Origin of the sequence: Blautia segnis, assembly GCF_014287535.1 — a bacterium.
Classification (GTDB): domain Bacteria; phylum Bacillota; class Clostridia; order Lachnospirales; family Lachnospiraceae; genus Blautia_A; species Blautia_A acetigignens.
This window is the reverse complement of the sequence record NZ_JACOOT010000004.1, coordinates 97,215-116,304: the sequence shown is the minus strand read 5'-3', so window position 1 is coordinate 116,304 and position 19,090 is coordinate 97,215. Positions and strand designations below refer to the sequence as shown.

General features: G+C 39.5%; 18 protein-coding genes and 3 pseudogenes. 7 read left to right on the top strand and 14 right to left on the bottom strand.

Going from position 1 to position 19,090, the window contains the following annotated elements; all coding sequences use genetic code 11:
- Positions 1-95: 95 nt before the first annotated feature.
- Together H8S54_RS02175 and H8S54_RS02170 are read right to left on the bottom strand one after the other, a co-directional pair.
- The gene (locus tag H8S54_RS02175) at positions 96-392 is read right to left on the bottom strand and encodes a VOC family protein (protein ID WP_186900806.1); all 297 of its coding nucleotides are present in this window, start codon (positions 390-392) and stop codon (positions 96-98) included.
- A gap of 4 nt (positions 393-396) precedes the next feature.
- Entirely contained in the window at positions 397-939 is a 543-nt protein-coding gene (locus tag H8S54_RS02170; protein ID WP_330600047.1) for a WYL domain-containing protein, read from the bottom strand.
- Positions 940-1,180: 241 nt separating this feature from the next.
- Between H8S54_RS02170 and H8S54_RS02165 the strand changes: the two genes are divergently transcribed.
- A complete protein-coding gene (locus H8S54_RS02165; protein ID WP_186900805.1) occupies positions 1,181-1,474 on the top strand; it encodes a transposase in 294 nt (97 codons plus the stop codon).
- The gene (locus H8S54_RS02160) at positions 1,474-2,340 is read left to right on the top strand and encodes an IS3 family transposase (RefSeq protein WP_186900804.1); all 867 of its coding nucleotides are present in this window, start codon (positions 1,474-1,476) and stop codon (positions 2,338-2,340) included. The genes H8S54_RS02165 and H8S54_RS02160 overlap by 1 nt, the downstream gene beginning before the upstream one ends.
- Before the next feature lie 103 nt (positions 2,341-2,443).
- Here H8S54_RS02160 and H8S54_RS02155 read toward each other — a convergent pair.
- A pseudogene (locus H8S54_RS02155) lies at positions 2,444-4,017 on the bottom strand (IS1182 family transposase).
- Between the two features lie 111 nt (positions 4,018-4,128).
- Positions 4,129-5,193 carry an Ig-like domain-containing protein gene (locus tag H8S54_RS02150; RefSeq protein ID WP_186900802.1) on the bottom strand — a complete coding sequence of 355 codons (1,065 nt, stop codon included), beginning with the start codon at positions 5,191-5,193 and terminating at the stop codon, positions 4,129-4,131.
- Here H8S54_RS02150 and H8S54_RS02145 point away from each other — a divergent pair.
- Together H8S54_RS02145 and H8S54_RS02140 are read left to right on the top strand one after the other, a co-directional pair.
- Positions 5,194-5,397 (top strand): annotated as a pseudogene (locus H8S54_RS02145) (NAD(P)/FAD-dependent oxidoreductase); the annotation flags it as partial. It abuts the gene before it with no gap.
- Positions 5,396-5,667, top strand: a pseudogene (locus H8S54_RS02140) (TrpB-like pyridoxal phosphate-dependent enzyme); the annotation flags it as partial. The pseudogenes H8S54_RS02145 and H8S54_RS02140, both read left to right, overlap by 2 nt.
- 117 nt (positions 5,668-5,784) lie before the next feature.
- Here H8S54_RS02140 and H8S54_RS02135 read toward each other — a convergent pair.
- Complete coding sequence (locus H8S54_RS02135) at positions 5,785-6,507, bottom strand: hypothetical protein (protein ID WP_117849431.1); 723 nt, start codon at positions 6,505-6,507, stop codon at positions 5,785-5,787.
- Between the two features lie 159 nt (positions 6,508-6,666).
- Here H8S54_RS02135 and H8S54_RS02130 point away from each other — a divergent pair, with 159 nt between their 5' ends.
- Positions 6,667-7,356 carry a peptidoglycan-binding protein gene (locus H8S54_RS02130; RefSeq protein WP_117849432.1) on the top strand — a complete coding sequence of 230 codons (690 nt, stop codon included), beginning with the start codon at positions 6,667-6,669 and terminating at the stop codon, positions 7,354-7,356.
- Positions 7,357-7,530: 174 nt separating this feature from the next.
- On the opposite strand, the gene H8S54_RS02125 is transcribed toward H8S54_RS02130, so the two are convergent.
- Positions 7,531-8,172 carry a YczE/YyaS/YitT family protein gene (locus tag H8S54_RS02125; RefSeq protein ID WP_186900801.1) on the bottom strand — a complete coding sequence of 214 codons (642 nt, stop codon included), beginning with the start codon at positions 8,170-8,172 and terminating at the stop codon, positions 7,531-7,533.
- Positions 8,173-8,413: 241 nt separating this feature from the next.
- Here H8S54_RS02125 and H8S54_RS02120 point away from each other — a divergent pair, with 241 nt between their 5' ends.
- Both H8S54_RS02120 and H8S54_RS02115 read left to right on the top strand, forming a co-directional pair.
- Positions 8,414-9,271, top strand: coding sequence for a hypothetical protein (locus H8S54_RS02120; protein ID WP_173768263.1), 858 nt, complete (start codon positions 8,414-8,416; stop codon positions 9,269-9,271).
- A gap of 87 nt (positions 9,272-9,358) precedes the next feature.
- Positions 9,359-9,763: a hypothetical protein gene (locus H8S54_RS02115; RefSeq protein WP_117849435.1), complete on the top strand. Its 405-nt coding sequence runs from the start codon at positions 9,359-9,361 to the stop codon at positions 9,761-9,763.
- A gap of 75 nt (positions 9,764-9,838) precedes the next feature.
- On the opposite strand, the gene H8S54_RS02110 is transcribed toward H8S54_RS02115, so the two are convergent.
- The 8 genes from H8S54_RS02110 to H8S54_RS02075 form a co-directional block, all read right to left on the bottom strand.
- The gene (locus H8S54_RS02110) at positions 9,839-11,227 is read right to left on the bottom strand and encodes a glycoside hydrolase family 32 protein (protein ID WP_186900800.1); all 1,389 of its coding nucleotides are present in this window, start codon (positions 11,225-11,227) and stop codon (positions 9,839-9,841) included.
- 59 nt (positions 11,228-11,286) lie between these two features.
- The gene (locus tag H8S54_RS02105) at positions 11,287-12,126 is read right to left on the bottom strand and encodes a carbohydrate ABC transporter permease (protein ID WP_021924802.1); all 840 of its coding nucleotides are present in this window, start codon (positions 12,124-12,126) and stop codon (positions 11,287-11,289) included.
- Entirely contained in the window at positions 12,123-13,007 is an 885-nt protein-coding gene (locus H8S54_RS02100; RefSeq protein WP_021924801.1) for a carbohydrate ABC transporter permease, read from the bottom strand. Before H8S54_RS02100 ends, H8S54_RS02105 begins: the two co-directional genes overlap by 4 nt.
- Positions 13,008-13,079: 72 nt before the next feature.
- The gene (locus H8S54_RS02095) at positions 13,080-14,363 is read right to left on the bottom strand and encodes an ABC transporter substrate-binding protein (RefSeq protein ID WP_186900799.1); all 1,284 of its coding nucleotides are present in this window, start codon (positions 14,361-14,363) and stop codon (positions 13,080-13,082) included.
- 144 nt (positions 14,364-14,507) lie between these two features.
- Positions 14,508-16,121 (bottom strand): response regulator transcription factor, encoded by a 1,614-nt coding sequence (locus H8S54_RS02090; protein WP_186900798.1) that lies wholly within the window; start codon positions 16,119-16,121, stop codon positions 14,508-14,510.
- Positions 16,093-17,898, bottom strand: coding sequence for a cache domain-containing sensor histidine kinase (locus H8S54_RS02085; protein ID WP_117849440.1), 1,806 nt, complete (start codon positions 17,896-17,898; stop codon positions 16,093-16,095). The genes H8S54_RS02090 and H8S54_RS02085 overlap by 29 nt, the downstream gene beginning before the upstream one ends.
- A gap of 70 nt (positions 17,899-17,968) precedes the next feature.
- Entirely contained in the window at positions 17,969-18,361 is a 393-nt protein-coding gene (locus H8S54_RS02080; protein ID WP_186900797.1) for a VOC family protein, read from the bottom strand.
- Between the two features lie 98 nt (positions 18,362-18,459).
- On the bottom strand, positions 18,460-19,035 hold the full coding sequence (locus H8S54_RS02075; protein ID WP_186900796.1) for a nucleoside recognition protein: 576 nt from the start codon (positions 19,033-19,035) through the stop codon (positions 18,460-18,462).
- Positions 19,036-19,090: the final 55 nt, after the last annotated feature.

Here is a 19,090-nt window from a genome sequence, read left to right as displayed (position 1 = left end):
CATAGTGAAAGCTATGTTTATTTCTCATGCCGTTTTTTTGTTCCAGAAACAATATCTACTTTTCAAAGTTCACTGCCAGAGTTTCGCTGGCATGATCAATCAGAATTCCGAGAGATCATCACTTTCCAATATGCGTTGTCCACTTCCTCATAATTATCCACGCTAAGCGCTATCTCATAATGTCCGTTCACACCGCTGCAATAAGAATACTTCCTGCCTGTCATCTTCTCAAAATCCGATTTCCGGTAAAGCAGAAACAGCGTTCCATCCTTTTCCAGAAATACATTCGTGGTATCCTCTGCTTCTTTAATCTCAAATCCAAGTACATCCCGGTAAAACCGGATCATTGCTGCCATGTCATCCACCATGATCCCGAATCCATCCAGCTTCATCACTCTAATCCTCCGTATAATTTTTTATTGTCTCTTCCGCAATGTGCCTTATCGCACTGCGAACCTCCGCCGGTTCCAAAACTTCTGCCTTCTCTCCAAAGGTCAGAAGCCACGTGACAAGGCTTTCCAGGTCCGTATAATCCGCTGTGAAAAGCAATCGGCCATCCTCAGCTTCGGTAAAGCAATCCGGGCCGAACTCTTCCACCAGGCGCCACTTCACATCGGAAGTAAAAAGCGCCTTTACTCTGATGCCGCCCGGAAATATCTTTTCATTTGACAGATCCGGAATCAGAACCTCGCGGCACTCAAATGTCTTATCAGAAGCCGCCACCCTGTCCATGCGGTTCAGCTTAAACAGGCGGAAATCCTTCCGGCTCATGCACCAGCCCCACACATACCAGCTTGTCCACTTGAACACAATGAAATATGGCTCTATGCTGCGGCTGCTCTCTCCCGAAGGAGCGAAATAATCAAAGGTCAGAATGTTCCTGTTCTCAATGCACTCTGAATCACCTCGATCTTTTGAGCCAATGAACCTTTGTTCCATGATGAAAGGTCTATCAATATGTAATCGCGTCCGCTGATAAACTCTGACGATCCTGTCTGAAGCTTTTCCATCAGCTGGCTGTAATACCTGCTGCCGCTTACACTGTCCAGACTCCGCAATCCGGCAAGGATCACCTGCATATCCCTTGATGTCAGTATCGTCCTGTTGTAGTGGTAAACTAAATTTGTAACACCTTGTTCGGATAGTATATAATATTTATTATCCAAAGGAGGGACCAATCATGGCCACACGTTACAATGAAAATTTTAAAATTGAAGTAGTCAAAGCCTATATGGCAGGTGATCGCTCAATAAGTGAGATAGCAGCTGACTACAATGTTGCAAAAAGCACCCTCACCGGGTGGGTAAAAAAACATGGTGAAGAATGCCAATATAAAACTACCACTAAAACATCACAGGAAAAATTCGAATCTGCAAAGGAAATCAGAAGACTGAACCAGCTTCTTCATGAGAAGGATAAAGAAATTGATTTTTTAAAAAAAGCAGCGGCATTCTTTGCAAAGGAAATCGATTAGTGGTATATCGATTCATTGACAAAAATAAGGAGCAATTTGGCTTAAGATGGTTGTGCAGACATTTTAAGATTAGCCTTAATTGTTACTACAATTATCTGAAAGATACGAAAAGAGATTATTACGAGCAAAGATTTATGGTTTATGAAAGGATAAAGTATATCTATTACAACAATAATAGAACTATTGGATATCGGCCTATGAAAATCTTTCTACAAAGATATGGTATACATCTGAGTACAACAACCATCCATAAATATATGAATAAGGATCTTAATCTGTCTGCTATAGTTATGAGAAAAAAGCCAGGTTACAAAAGCTGTAAAAAACATAAAATCTTTGATAATCTCTTAAAACAAAACTTCAACGTCGATGAAAAAAATAAGATTTGGTGCACTGATTTTACATATATGCGTCAGCCTAATGGTAAGTTTCGATATAACTGTACCATTATGGATTTATTTGACAGATCTGCTATAGCATCAGTCAATAGCGATTACATAAATACAGAACTTGCAATAGAAACACTTACGGAAGCCCTAAAAAAAGAAAAACCAAGCAATGGAATACTTCTGCACAGCGATCAGGGAGTACAATATACATCTTGGGAGTTTGTCAATTTTTGCAAGGATAACGGCGTAATTCAAAGTATGAGCAAGGCTGGCTGTCCTTATGATAATGCGCCAATGGAAAGATTTTATAATACTTTCAAAAATTGTTTTTACTATAGATATACTTTTGAAAGTGTTGAGCAGTTAGATGAAATGACAAAGCAATACATTAACTGGTACAACTATGTGAGACCTCATTCAACGAATAACTATATGACACCAATTTTATCAGAGGGGGATGTGAAAAAACTCGATTGAGTTTTTTCGCATCTCCCTTTTTGTACCTGTTGTGTATAAATGACTGAAATCATGCGCAAAGAAAGCGCACTTCCCCTACCCCATAGAAATTCTTTTTTTGAATCTATGCGGCAGTTCTGTTTCTCATCTTTTTTTCTGATATTTATATAGATTGTGGCCTATCGCCACAAGTAAAACTTCCAGTTTGACTGAATGAATACCTCTTCGGACAATTCTCTTGTACCAACGGTCGTTTTTCATAATTCCGAAAGTGCCTTCTGCTTGTATCGAACGGTTCATTCGTAATAACGCACCGTGGATACTTTCCAGGTTTTCGATTACTTCCTGATGCATGGAAGTTAATTCCTGATTGATCCGAACGGTTCGATTCTTATCTGTCTTCTTACATTTCTCTGCATATGGACATCCACTACAGTCTTCGCATTCATACAATTCTTCCTTACGTCCGTATTGATTTCCCCTCACATTTTTTCTGTATAAAAAATGGAATGCTTTATCGTTAGGACATCTCATGACACCTTGCTCATCAATTCTGAAGTTAACTGCACGAAATGGATCTTCATGATATTTCTGATCCTTAGTTTCCTTTTTAAACATTGGAAATTTCATATACTTTTCAATTCCGTTCTGTTCACAGAAAATATAATTGTTGTATGAGCCATATCCAGCATCTGCCACAGGATATTTGGGATAGAATCCATAAGTTTGTTTGAAGTGCTCCATCAAAGGAACGAAACAATCCATATCCGAACGATAATGGTTCACGTCAACAACTGCAATATATTCATCTGTTACACCAATCTGTACATTATATGCTGGCAGAAGCTGATCATTTCCCATGTAATCCGTTTTGATACGCATAAAGGTAGCTGAGTTATCTGTTTTAGAGTAACTGTTTCGATTAGGACCACAGATTTCAATTTTTTGTATGTATTCTTGAAGTTTCTGACAGAAAGTAGTCAAGTGTTCATAATGACGCTGTTCTTTGGATTTTCGCTTTCCACTTCCGTAAACAAATGTACTTGTATCCAGTTCCCATAAAAGTACTAGCTGCTCAACGATTTCATTCAGATAATCCGGTACATACTCCGGATTTGTTGTGATCTGCACCCCGCTCCATGCGATTTCTACATTAATCTCCTCAATCTCCGCAGTGATTTTTTCGTAAAGCTTGTAACGGAACTTTTCGGTAGCCTTCTTCCATACCCAGGTATACTTGTTTGCGTTTGCTTCAAACTTGGAGCCGTCGATGTAGAGATGTTGCAGATCTACATGCTCATCGTTAAAGATAGCATGATTGATGTCGTTAAAAATGTTTTCAATCTTATCTTGAAGTATTTCATTGATGAAATATCCAAAGGTTCTGTATGACGGAGTCTGGTGATCCATGAGATACATGAACCTGATATTAACTTTGCAGTTGTCTTCCAGTTCTCTCAGAGAGCAGTAGCCGCTAGTCATAAATCCGAAAAGTACTGTTTTTAACATGTTGACTGGATTATATCTGAGCCGTCCGGTTGTGTACTCCGGAATATCCGTCAGATACTTGTTTAAATCGATTCCTCCCATCAATCTGTCAAATGTTAAAACAGGATCCAGCAGATCCAAACAATCTGAAAGAAACAGTGGTAAATATCCTTGTTTTGAATTACAATAATTATTGTGTAAAGTTTTCATCGCAAGTTAATTTTACCACAAAAATAGGACCTTTCGCATAAACGAATGGTCCTATTTCTTTTAGGGACTTATTTCACAGCCCCTTTTAAATGCAAAAAAATGACAAAAACTTCAATATTTACCAATCCAATGACTTATCGGTGTTTTGCTAATATAGTCAATTTGTTCTTTAATATATTGATAAGTTCTTGGCTGTTCTTTTTTTAGTTGGTTCCTGTTTAATACCCATCGCATATAAGAGTCAGCAAAGTATTCTGTAGCATTCTCTGTATGTCTTTTATCCTCTTCTTTTTTGAGTTGCTGCATTTTGTTTGTCAAATCAGAACGGTCAGTAATCCAGGCAACAAAATGTCCAAGTTCATGATATGTGACATTTTCAAGAGTTATCTGCTCACTGCCTTTCCATATTCTTTTAGATGTATCAAAAAGTTCTGTACTAAGAGTGATTGATTTATCATAGTCATATGTGCTTGTCAAACCATAAGTCCAATTGCCAATATTTCTATACTTCAACTTAAATCCTGTGGCATTAAATATATCAAGTATTTTTTGCTCTGCTTTGGGTGCAGCCTTTTTGATATCGTATTTTAATTTTGGTGTTGGAGTCGGAGTTGGCGTAGATGAATAATATAAACCTAATGGCCTATCAAAAACTGTTATAATGCACTTGTAACGTTTTTTACCTGTTTTTGCATAGATATAAGCTACACCACTATTTTTAAATCTCGCTTTACCTGTTCGTGAAACAGAAGCTACTTTTGCATTACTGCTGCTCCAAGATACCTTTGATTTGCAGTGCAATAGTTTTAATTGAATTACCCTTCCAGTGGAGCTTGCAATATTTGAATAGTTTAATTTTGGATTATTTTTTTTCTTTTTCACAGTAACTCTACACACATATCTTTTTCCATTAAGATATCCAGTAATTTTTGCTTTTCCTGCCCTTTTGCCTCTAACTACTCCATTTTTATTGACAGAAGCAATCTTAGCGTTCGAAGACCTCCATTTTACTTTACGTTTCGCTCCATTGATTCTTAAGGTTATGGTTTTGTTAACATATACTGTTGCTGTCTTTTTATTGATTTTTGGTGCAGCGGATACAGATGTTGTTGATAGCATTAAACACAAAAACATGAAAAATATTGCAATTATTTTGTTGATTCTTTTTGCTTTCATATTCTCCCGAATACAGAGAAATTTAAAAATCTGGTGGCTCTGGACGAGGGAGGATATATCATTGCAGGAGAAGACTGTGTAACAAGTACACCGGGCATTTTTGCAGCAGGAGATATCAGGACCAAACAGCTTCGTCAGGTTGTAACAGCGGTTGCTGACGGTGCAAATGCCGTGATATCGGCAGAAAAATATTGTGATGTTTGAACAGACTTCTGTTTTTGAGGCGGCTCAGATGTTTCCCGCGTGGAAGGAATTCTTCCGGCGCCTGAAAGCGCTCATGCGATCCGGGCAGCTCTGGATGAAGCAATGAAATGTAAAGAGACTGGAGAAGAAAAGACTATTGTGTTTGGACTTACCGGAACAGGATATTTTGATATGTTTGCTTATGGAAGATATAATGATGGAGAAATGAGTGATTATATTCCCACAGATGCAGAACTCCAGGCTGGATTTGATGGAATTCCAAAAATTTAAATCGTAAGATTGCTTCTGTGGGAGTCCCGCAGTAAGTAAAATAAAAACCCGTACCCGGCAGCCGTGACAACATGGCAGCCGGGTATGAGTTTTGCTGGAGGATATGTTCTTGTTAGTTTATGCTTCCCCGAAATGATAGGCGACATTCAGTCCTTTGAATACGTCAGCATTTATTTGCATTCCTTCATATAATTTTATATAATCTTCAAAAGTCCTGTAGCGCTCAACGGAATCACACTGACTGCAGGGATTATCTATAGGAAATATTTCAGTGACACCGTCTGCTGTTTCGACAAATATAAGAGAACAGATACCAAAATTGTCGACCATTGCGAAAGAAACATATTTAGTCAGAGTGCCGTTTATCTGGATTGTGTTTTCTTTAAAGGCTTTTTCCTCTTCGGTTAAGCTGTCAGCAGAAAGCTTTCCCGTTTCGATTAAATATTGTTTGTCTTCAATATCAATGAGCTTTTTCCAGAAAGTTTCCGGGGAGCAGGAAATAAGCTTATTGATATTCTGTTTATTTTTGGAATACCAGACATGAACCTCTGAACCGCAGTATTTCTGAATGTCTTCCGGATTTTCGACTGATATGTCGACCTCTTTACCGTTGTCAGAGGTTACGGTACAAATATTAGTACTGTCTGAACAGGAAGAAAGTGTTCCTTTTATAAATGCATAGGTAATAGCTGATTCCGAATCGTAATATTCTCCGAAATCCTTGATATCATGGTAGACCATGGTTCCCAGAGGTTCTTCCGCCCAGGCGCTTTTTGGAAAAAATACACTTCCCAACAGAATATATGCAATACATGCGCCTTTAAAAAATTTTTCTTTCATATCGCTCCCTCGCTTTCCTTTGTTTTCAATATTGTATCATTATAAGAACATGAGGATGTAGTTGAAATTTTTCTTTAATTTTAGTTTCTGTTTTTCTTCATTTTATCTTTATATAAGGCAGATAACCGGTTATTAAAAAAATAAAGTGGAGAAAAAGATATGGCAACAGCAAGTACGATTATTAACATGGCAAGTAAAGAGATTGGAGTAAAAGAAACGGGGGTGAACAATGTCAAATATAATACGGAATATTATGGACGAGCTGTAAATGGTGAAAATTATCCATGGTGTGCAGTATTTGTATGGTGGGTTTTTAAACATGCCGGAGCTTCTGCTCTTTTTTGTGGCGGTGCAAAAACAGCTTCAGTTTATGAAGTATGGCGATATTATAATTCATTAGGACGCGTTTATAATACTCCGAAAGTTGGAGATCTTGCTATAGTTAGTACAAATAATGGAGGAACGTATGGGCATGTAGGAATTGTAAAAACAGTAACCAGCAGTGAAATTATTACTATAGATGGCAATTCTGGAGATGCAGTTAGAACGTCGAAGAGATCTATTGGTGGGAGAAAAATGTCATTTTGCAGACCTGCTTATGGTTCTAGCGATGGTGGAAGTACCGGAGGTAATTTATCTATGGGATCCAGCGGAACTGACGTCAGAGATATGCAGAGGAAGCTTATTGCTTTAGGTTATAGCTGTGGATCGGCCGGTGCAGATGGTGTTTTTGGACAAGGAACCTATGATGCGGTTTGTAGATTCCAAAGAACTTATGGACTGTCAGTGGATGGTATCATCGGACCGGCAACACGCGCTAAAATAAATTCTTTATATAGTCGTTTGTAAAACAATAATTTATAGATGATCATAACTAATTAAAAGTTGGTACACTGGAGTTTTGACTGATTTCAGTTGTACCAGCTTTTTATCTTTGTAGTAAGCAGGAATCAATAATTAAAGAAGTTATTATTTAAAAACCCGTACCCGGCAGCCGTGACAACATGGCAGCCGGGTATGAGTTTAATTTCCGATTATTTTTTTGCAGAAGCGTTGGGAATATGGCATAAAGATCTGTGCGCCAGGACCTACGATAAAGGCACAGATAATAGTTCCCAGTCCAAAGGTTCCTCCAAGCAGAAAACCTGCGATCACAAAGAAGCAGTCTGTCAGGATGCGCACGATGCCGAAAGGTTTGTGACTTTTGTCGCTGATGACAATGGCAACCAGATCATTGGGACCTGTTCCCGCTTCCGATTTGATCACTATGGTCATGCCAAGAGCAAGGATGATACATCCTGCTACAAGGACGATGATGCGCACTGCTATGGGCAGAGAACTGTTGATACAGTCTCCAAGCAGGACGGTAAAAAGATCAATAATAGGTCCGCCAAGAAACATACAGATGATCGTTCCAATTCGTATGTAGCTTCGGTCAATGAAAAGCAGCACCATAATGATCAGAAAACAGATCATCATGTGAGTTCGTCCGTGGGTCCAGTTAAGAGCTGCCGGCCATGGGACACTGCGGAAGATTCCCTGCACAAGGACATTAAAGGGGTCAGTTCCCAGATTTGCCTGAATAAAAAAAGTCACACCCAGGTGAGCAACAGACAGACCGAAAACCAATAAGATAATTTGTTTGATTTTTTGTTTTGGCGTCATAATGTGTAGTTCCTTTTTCTTTATCATATCAATATTTTATCATATCGGACAAGCTTATAAAAGCAGAATATCAGGAAGGTAAGTTTTACAAAATATGAATTTGCAGGTATAAAATAAAAATAAATAAAAAAGAAAAAAAGGAAATTATTCCAATAAGAGACGTGATTTTGACAGTTTCTGCAAAATGGATAAGTTAAAGGCGTATAATGAAAGAAAAATATTATGTCAGGAGGAAGAGAAAATGAACTACAAGAAATTGACAGCAGTATTTATGGCATTGGGAATAGCAGCAACGTGTTTTTCCGGATGCGGACTGACAGAGGGGAATGGAGGAACATCTGCTTCGGAACCGACCAAGGCGGCGGCCACAGCAGCACCAAAACCTACGAAAGCAGCTGCGCAGACAGGCTCAGGGTCTCAGTCCGGCAATACAGGAAACACATCTTCAGAAGCGGAAAAAGAAATTACATATATAAACGGAGTTTTAACAGATTCCGATGAGGACAGTGTAACAATCGAGTATGGATCTGACGGGGATTTTAATCAGACAACTTTTGATATCAGTAATGCGGATATTCAGATAGGCGAAAACAAGAAACAGGGGGGACCTTTAGCGGCAAATCTGAATCTTAAAATTGGATATTATGTGGAGAATGGAGATTACATTGCTGTTTCTGTATATGGAGACGGAAGTGAAAGTATGACCCCAAGCTGGGTTTATAATTATGAAATGAAGTCCGTCAGCGGAAATGTAAGATATAACGATGACTCTACCATGACAATAGAGACAGGCTCTGATGGAGATTTCTATGAAATGACTTTTGACATCAGCAGTGCAGAGCTGGATATTCAGGTAGATGAAGTGATCGGAGTCAGTGGTCTTAGAACAAGCCTTAATGTAGATGTAAATTATTATGTGAAAGATGGAGTGAACATTGCTACTTATGTATACAGCGATGGGACAGAATATTTTTCACCCAGTCAGCTGTATAATATGGAACAGAGAAATACCCAGGCAGAAGAGGATACGCAGGAGTATGAAGAATCCGGGGATGCAGATTATATAGACGAGGAAGAGGAAACTTCTGAGGATTATTAACAGGGAGGGCAGAATCAAAGGAAAATCATCATTTACAACAGGGGAAAGAGAAAAATGAGATACAAAAGAATGACAGCATGATTCATAATGCTTGGGATATTGCTGGCAGGTCTTCCGGGATGTGGACAGTCCCCGAATAATAAAGAGACCTCCTCTTCTGAGAGCAGTGCTGCCGACGAACCAGAATCGGAAATCATATATATAAACGGAGTCCTTACAGAATCTGATGAGGACAGCGTAACGATGGAATATGGTTCGGAAGGCAATTTTACACAGACTACCTTTGATATCAGCAATGCCGATATTCAGATAGGAGAAAGCCGGAAACAAGGCGGACCACTGGCAGCGAATCTGAAACTGGAAATTGGATATTATGTGAAAGACGGAAAGTACATTGCTGTTTCTGTATACGGAGATGGAAGCGAAAGTATGACGCCCAGCTGGATTTATAATCATGAACAGCAGACTATGGAGGGAAAAACAAAGGAATAAAACAGATATTAAAAAGGGGATGTGAAAAAACTCGATTGAGTTTTTTCGCATCTCCCTCTTTTCAGCTGCACTAAATTACTTCAACCCAGTAGTCACCTTACAATTTGTAACCTTCAGGCTTCCCTCAGAAGCAAACAGGGATAAGCTTTCTCCCGGTCTCTTGTATGCTCGTGCATTCAAAGCCACACCGTCCACATAAATGGTAGCAATTGTGTCATCCACGATCATACGGATGTTATATTTCTTTCCCGGGATCAAATCAATTGGTCTTTCCAGTCCGATGTTCTGATTTGCGGGCCATGGCCAGTTCGGTTTCTTCTCAAATACATAACGGTTCTCTGTAACATTAAATACAAACTGATAAGATTCTGCTTTGTCCTCATCCTCATAAAATCTCACGCCAAATGTTCTTGTACCCTCAGAGAACTCCACATCTGCTTCAAATTTGAAAATGTCACCGGTATTTCTTCCAACAACTACTTCTGAGCTCTTGGTTGGTGTGTCGATAACGAAATCATCCTTCTTTTCCTCTTTGTCAAAAGCATTCCATACAGTTTCCGGAATTCTTACACCAAGAGTGCCATCCTCTTTCTGGTATACCTCATGTGCCATAAAGGTTCCTGCCCAGATAAAGTTTTCATCGTCATCGTCTTTGTCTTTTGTTGCAACCCAACCAAACAGGATTCTCTGTCCGTTCAGTTCAAAGGTACGTCCTGCATAATAAGCTCTGCCGTCGAATGCATCATCCTTTGGTGCGATCCATGGACCGTTCAAACTCTTGCTCATGCGGTAAACCATTTTGCTTCTGTCACTGTATTCTGTTACAATGTGATACCACCAGTCACCAATTTTAAACAGGTCTGGCATTTCATGCATGGTATAAAGGTCCGGTGCCCAGAAATCGCCTTCAAACTTCCAGTTTTTCAGATCCTTGGAAGTAAATTTAACAGTTCTACCGGTCTGTCTTGTTTTCGGTCCCTGCAGTCTTGCTCCAAGAATCAGTAAGTACTGATCATTTTCTTCATCACGGATCACCCACGGATCTCTCCAGTCATCTGGATCATAACCTTCCTGTGGGGTAAAGGTAAGAGCATCCTGAGTTTTGTGCCAGGTAACCAGATCATCACTATATGCATGCATCAGTACCTGAGACGGTTTTCCAAGTGCCGGATAATCACGGTTGTAGCCGGTATAGAAAATATGATACTGTCCCTCTGCTTCAAAAACACTTCCTGCGAAAATAAACTGATCCTGCTCTTCGTCGGTTCCTCTTGGAATTGCCACACCACAGTCTTCGTAGTGAACAAAATCCGAGGTTGTTGCTAAATCCCAGCCAAATGGCTCGCCAAACGGTCCTGGTTTTCTGGTATCTCTCTGATGATATAAATAAAATTTATCTCCATGTCCGAATGGCATGCAATCACCAAACCATGTTTCTGGAAACTGATAGTATAATTTCTGCATAATATATTCTCCTTTTCTTTACAGGCGTTCATATATCGCCATTTTTGTTTAATTTTTACTCATCCCTTCACAGCGCCTGCGGTCATACCTGCAAGCATCTTCTTGCTGCTGAAGAAATAGAAAATAAATACCGGGAGTACTGTAACTGTAATCGCAGCAAAGGTTGCGCCCCAGTCGGTCAGTCCCATGCTTCCCACAAAGTCATTCAGACCCAGTGTAATTGTTTTCATATCTGTGGATCTTGTAAATGTATAAGCATTAATATATTCATTCCAGCAGAAAACAGCCTGCATGGTAGCTACTGTAATGATGGAGTTCAAAGACATCGGAACTACCATTTTGAAAAAGCAGCCCATCGGAGAGCATCCGTCAATAATAGCAGCTTCCAGCATTTCCTCCGGGAAGAATTTATTGAAGGAGTAAAACAGCTGGATGGAATAGGATAATGAAAATGCAATCTGCGGTAAAATAATCGCCGGATATGTATTGATCAATCCCATTTTGTTAAAAATACTAAACAGTGGAATTAAGGCAACCTGCATAGGAAGCATTAATCCGAGCAGGAAATAGTTCAGGATTATTTTTCTTCCTCTGAACTTGATTTTGCTAAGTGCAAATCCAGCCATCAGTGCAAATAAAAGTAATGGAACTAATACACCGATCAAAACAATAATACTGTTCTTAAAATAAGTCAGCATATGGCTCTTTGTAAAAACATTAATAAAGTTTGTTAATATCCACTTAGATGGAAGCGCATATGCCGGAAGCTTTCTGAAGTCATCTAATGACTTAAAGCTGGAGGTAAATACATAGAAGAAGGGATACACCTGCATAATAACCAGGAATAACGCAATGACCCATTTAATAATGCTGGGAATGGAAACTTTTTTCTTTTTCATTCGTCTTCCCCCTCTCCTGAGAATTTACGGAATAATAATCCTACTACCATACAAATAATTACGATCATAATGGCTACGGCACTTCCGTATCCATATTTCATACTGCTGAAGGCCTGTTTGTACATATAGGTTGTCATAAGCTCTGATGCATTTCCAGGTCCGCCATGTGTCAGCAGGTATGAGAACTCAAAGGATCTTAAGGATCCATTTAATACCAGAAGACAGTTGGCAATGATAACCGGTTTGATGTATGGAATTTTCACATACAGATATTCCTGCCATACTGCTGCTCCGTCAATCAATGCTGCTTCACCAAGTTCATCCGGTACACCGATCAGTGCTGCATAGAAAATAACCATATACAGTCCCAGATATTTATAAGCCTCTACAAACGCTGTTACGTACAGTGAAATCTGCGGATTTGATATCCACTCCATGAACTTGAATGAAGGGTTTATGAAGGATAAAATCTGATTCACGATTCCAATTGGTGTTACAGAGAACAGTTTTGTAAAAATCTGGCAGATTGCAACTGATGAAATTACTACCGGAATATAATACAAAGTCTGTAAAGCAACTCTGCCTCTTTTGATTCGGGAAAGAAGGACTGCAAACAGTAAGCCTCCAAATACCTGAATTGCCACATTGATAATCGTATAAACAATTGTATGCCATACTGTAGAGCGGAACACGGTATCTTGTGTTAAAAGCTCCACATAATTCTTGAATCCTACAAATATTTTCTCGCCTACACCGCTCCAGTCAAAAAAGCTGTAATAACCTGCCCATACAATGGACACAATAACAAATGCAGTATAGATAAGGAATGCAGGAAAAAGAAACATAAAAATTACTGATTTCTTTCCAAATGCTTTCTGCATAAGACTCTCTCCTTTCTTTAAAAGAGACTGGCAAATTTTCCGCCAGTCTCATTCCTGCACACTTAAAATTCTTTATTTAATAAAAGAATCACAGGTTTCAATAAATTCGTCTGGTGTGGTGATTCCCTGTGCCAGCTTCTGCTGTTCATCAACAATTTTTGTCATTACATCAGAATCAAGCTTGTCATCCCAGGAAGTCCATGCTGTTTCTGCGTCCTCGAACATTGGCTGAGTGTCATAGTACAGCTGCGGAAGTCCTTCTGGAAGAGAATCCTCGTTAAATGGAGAGAATACATGTGCCTGATTGTAGCAAGCATCGGAGAAGTTCTCGCACATATAATCAAAGAATTCCTGCATTGTATCATCATATGTAGCTTTATTAAAGCCTTCTGCAAATCCTGCATGGATCGGTACATTTGTAGCCATATTATCCATGCCTTCTGTATCCGGTACCGGGAAGAATCCGAGTTCTCCGTTATCATACATCTCTTCTGCCAGGCTGATCTGTCCGGAGCCGGTATAGAAGATTGCTCCTGTACCACCGAAGAACAGGTTGCATGCGGATGTAAAGTCTACACTTGCAAATCCAGGCTCAAAATATCCTTTTGTTCCAAGATCAGAAAGAAGATTTACTGCATATTTTGCAGACTCATTTTCACTAAAGGAATCTGTTCCTGCCTGATATCCCTGGATAAATTCAGGACCTGTTACTCTCCATGGAGAGAAGGAAAGGTATCTCATAAGCTGCCATGCATCGGAACCACCTACGATTACCGGAATCTCACCTAAATCTGCAATTTTCTGGCAATCCTCTTCAAACTCTTCCCAGGTTGTTGGTGCATCTGTAATTCCTGCATCTTCAAAAATGTCTTTTCTGTACATGAAGTATTCACAGTACAGACCCTGTGGAAACAGGTACAGATTTCCGTCATCTGCATCAGTAAGGAAATCGCGGATTGCTCCATTCAGTTTATCTGCATATCCGTTTCTTTCCAGCTCTGCACCTACATCAACCAGTGCATCAATGTCCTTGCAGGCTGCGGAAAGTGTTCCATTCGGGCATCCAAAGATGTCTGGAAGTGTATCACTGTTGATGTACATCTGCAGCTTTGTGAAATAGTCCTGCATATCGTTTACAAGTTCAATTTCATAATCCAGGCCTTTCTCGTCACAGAAGTTTTTCAGAAGATAGTCAAAGGTCTGAAACTGCTCTGTTGATTCCGTTCCTTTTAACAGTGCAGTAATCTTGGTTCTCTCGCTGTCTGCTGAAGCGGTTAACGCTCCCATTCCTGTCATAAGACCAGCTGTCATAGCTGCTGTCAGCACCAGAGATACCATTTTTCTCATTTTTTTCATTTCATTTTCCTCCTTTTATTTTAGGTTTCCTCGCTTTTGATGATTTTATTTTACCTTCTGGTGCTTTTATAAACAATTGGAAATAAAAGTAAAAATGGGAGATTTGTACACAGTTTCCTTTTGTGCACAAATCTCCCATTGCTTTTAGATATGTTTACGGAACTCATTAGGGGTAATGCCGTATCGCTTTTTAAACACCTTAATGTAATATCCGAAATCCTTATATCCTACCATTTCTGCTATTTCATATTGCTTATAGTGATCATCTGCTATCAGCTTCTCCACATGCTTAAAACGCACATCTGTCAGATATTCCAGAAAGCTTTTTCCTGCATATTTCTTCAGAAGCCGGCTGATATAGGTTCGGCTCACATGAAACTTTTCTGTAAGATCATCCATTGAAATATCCGTGGCATAATTTTTCTCAATGTATGATAATATGCTCTGAACCAGCTTCCAGTTCCGCTCATCTGAGCCTTCTGTATTCTGCTTGATCAGTGTTCCAAACAGATTAAACATACAATTCAGGACTTCTTCTGTAGTTTCACATTGGGAAATTCGTTTTACTCCATCCTGAAGTACAGAAAAATTCCAGTTTTTATTATGTATTTCACTGTCCACTGCACAGGTGTATGGAAACTTCATACACCCAAACAGCAGATCCATTGCTGCAAATTTAACAGCTGCCCCATCCTCCGGTGCCTGGGCAAAAAGCTGGCGCAATTCCTCTTCCGCCTTTTCGAAGCTTTCCTGAAACAGTGTCATCATGAAGTGCATTCTTTCGCCTTGTGTGATCACAAACTCCTTCTGTTCCTCGTATTGCAGGTCTTCATATTTCAGAATAATGTTCATTCCAAGATAAATGCACTGTCTGCAAGCCTTCTGGGCTTTTCGGTACTGGGCATTCGCCTGATATTCATCTTCCGAAATATCACTGATTCCAAAATTCATGCATGCTTTCAAATACCGTTCCACTTCTTCCTGGATTTTGTCACAGGCCTGAAGTGCACGATCCATACATTTCTGATTTTCTTCCTCTTTTGCAAACAAAAGTATAAAGTTATACTCAGCTGTAGCCGTATTATAATCACTCAACACCTGTATGTTGTAATTGTTGAAAATTTCCTCAAAAATATTGATACAGGCAAATTCTTCAATCCATTTGTCGCCTTCGTGAAGTCGTTTTTCCCCAACTACCTTTCTTCCAACACATACAATGTATTTTTCGATGGTCAGCTTAAGGGATTTCGCCTGCTCCTGCACCACTCCTTTTCCCTGAAGCCTTCCATAGAGAAGATTTCCTGCAAATTTAGACCTTAGCTCCGGTACAGACTGATTAAAATATTTCTGTAAATCCCGAACCTCCTGCTGTTCTTCTTTCTTTGCACGTATTTCTTCAGCAAGCCTGGCTGCCATATTTTTTAATTCATCGTAATCAATGGGCTTCAGCAGGTATTCCTTCACACCAATACTGATTGCTTTTTGGGCATAGGCAAAGCTGTCATAGCCTGTCAGGATTACAATGACCGTATCCGGATACATCTCGTGAGCCCGCTCGGCAAAATCCAGACCATCCATTCCAGGCATCCGGACATCTGTAAGAATCAGATCCGGCTTTATATGTTCCAGCTTTTCCAGTCCCTCCAGACCATTTTTCGCAGTAGCAGCCACCTGATATCCATAATCTGACCAGGGAAAAGAGCATAAACCATCTAAAATAATATACTCATCATCCAATATCATTACCTGAAGTTCCATCTTTCATAATCTCCTTCGCTTTTTTCAGAGGAATTTCCAGCACAACCAGAGTTCCCTTTTCTTTTTCTGATGTGATCGTCATTTTGGCTTTTCCGTGATATACATATTCCAGACGTTTTTGTACTGCATAAATACCCAGATTTGTATGTGTTCTTTCCGCCTTATGCTCCGGTTCTTCCTCCATTTTTAAAAGAGCTTCCAGCTTTTCTGCAGAAATTCCCACACCGTCATCCTTTACCTTAAATACTGCCATGTCATCCTGGATTTCTCCTGAAATATAGAGGAAACAATCCCAGGTGGCATTTTCGACTCCGTGAACAACTGCATTTTCAACCAGCGTCTGTATTACCATCTTAGGAATTTCCAGTTCATTCAGTTCCTCGTCTACCTCAATATACGAAGTAAATTTATCTCCGTATCTTGTTTCCTGAATAAAAAGATAGTCTTCAATATATTTCAGTTCTTCTTTCACACGTACCATGCTTCGTTTATTGCTGATGCTTGCCCTCATAAGGTTACTGATTGCAGTTACCATCCGGCAGATATTTTCTTCACCCTTTTTTCTGGCCATCCAGTTAATTGTATCCAGCACGTTATAAAGGAAATGGGGATTGATCTGTGCCTGTAATGCTTGAAATTCAATATCTTTATTTACCATTTCCATCTCTACAATCTGCTTCAGCAGCTTCTCAACCTTCTCAATGGTCTGGTTAAAAACCAAATTCATGGCTCCGATTTCATCTGCTCTTCCTTCCGGAAGGCGCACTGAGAAATCTCCTTTTGCAAATTTTTTCATAGCATTACTTGTTTTTTCAATAGGTCTTGTAATTCCGCGCGCCATAATATTAGCCAGAAGAATGCACAGAAGAATACTGATTCCTATCAACATCACAGTGGTTTTTTCCAGTTCCCGGGCCGTTTTCTGTAAAAAGCTGGTTGGAATCATCCCGGCAACTGTAAGTCCGGTTTCTGAGCTTGTCTGGTAAACAAGGTTGTAAGCTTTCCCATCCAGATTAAGCCACAGATTTCCGGAATTTCCATTAATCTGATCCACCCATTTCTGATCCTTCAGATCCATATTTTCCCCGGCACTTTCCAGAAGAATATTGTTATCCTGATCCAGCAAAAATATATGAGCCGACAAGGATTCCTGCGCCGTCAGTGTCATTTTCTTTAAATAACTGATTTTGATAGAAGCTCTTAAAATTCCAAGAGGCTCCATAGTCAATACATCTTTTATCTGTTTTGCCATATAGATCAGATTTTCGTCCACTGCATTATAGTAAACACAGCGTCCGTTGGAATTTTCTGCCATTGCGCAGGAAATTTCGGAGCTTTCTTCGTTAATCCCTCTGTCATTGGAAAGAAGATGGTTGGCACCGTTATAACCATACAGCTGAATATCATTTATATATATGCTTGTATAGCCCTGCAAAAGCAGTCTTCTGATCTGGCCGGCCCTTGAATAATAAGAATAAAGCTCGGACCCATCGGATTTATATGGTTTATCAGATTCCAGTTCTTCCTGTACAATACTGCTGTTTGCGATATATTCAAATGAATTTTCCACCATATCAAAATAATGATCAAGGTTAACAGACAGCTCATTGATCACTCCTGCTGACTGTTTCACAGTCTGCTCTGTTACAATTTCTGATGCAGACATAAACTGTAAAAAGCTGGCTGCCAAAAGTACAACCAGCGTAATGCTAAGTATACAATATAGATATTTTCTCTGAATTGAAAGATTCAGATACCATTTTTTTAACTGTTTCATTTTTCATCCACCTTATAAAAGCCGATACATTGTTTCAGGCAATGTACCGGCTTCCTGTTGTAAATATCCTTTATAAGTACTGACTGAATTCAACCTTCTCTTTATTCGGTCCTTCAATAGTGAAAAACTTTACTCCCTTTTCCCAGAATGGTAAAAAATGAATACTGTCCTGTGTGGTATTCAAGCCAACCCCGTTAATGTACTGATAAATCTCTTCTATGTCCTTAACATCAAGTGCAACATGATCAATTGCTCCTGCACGAAGAGCTGCTGCGTGATTCTCATAGGTTTCCACAACCAGAGTTCCAAGCTTCAGGAATACAACCTTCTCGTCGGCTTCTTTGTTAACTGTTTCAAAAGCAGTTTCAAAGCCCAGTTTATGATAAAATTCTACGGTTTTATCAATATCGTTTGTTGGAATTCCGATATGCTGGACACCTGTTGAATAGTTTTTCAAATCCATCTTCCATTTCCCCTTTGTATAAATTTGTTTTTTCGAAAAGCTTTTTTACAATATACGCACAAGTTTTCTTATTTGTCAAGATTATAAATTCAGCTCATTTATTTCTTTCCATTCATAATCCTGCAAAATATCACTGCTGCCAGCGTACTCATTCCGGTGGCAAAAATGGCAGGTCCTACGATCGCAGCGGGATTCGGACTGCCATACTGAGCGCGATAAGCGATCATATTGATGGGTAATAATTGAAGAGAGGAAACATTGATAATCAGAAATGTACACATGGATTTACTGGCAATTGTACTGTAACCATTTAGTCTGTCCAATTCCTGAAATGCCAGCAATCCAGAGCTGGTGCTTGCGTGACTCAGCCCAAGAAAATTAGAAAGAAAATTCAATGAAATATAATAATTGGCTTTCTCCTGATTCTTTAATTCCGGAAAGAGGAAGCGAAGAAGCGGTTGGATTCTCCTTGCCAGCTTTTCCACCAGCCCGGCCTGCTCTGCGATTTTCATAATACCGGTCCAAAAGGCTGTGATTCCTGCAATTGCAATCACCAGATTCACGGCTTCCTTTGCCGAATTAATTATCGCTTCCGTTACCCCATCCAGGGTTCCTGCAAATGCTCCGTAAATCACCCCAAGCAAAAGCATTCCGCCCCAAAGATAATTCATCATAAAAAAATCCCTCACACAAGCATATTTTATAATATGTTTATGTGAGGAAGACTTT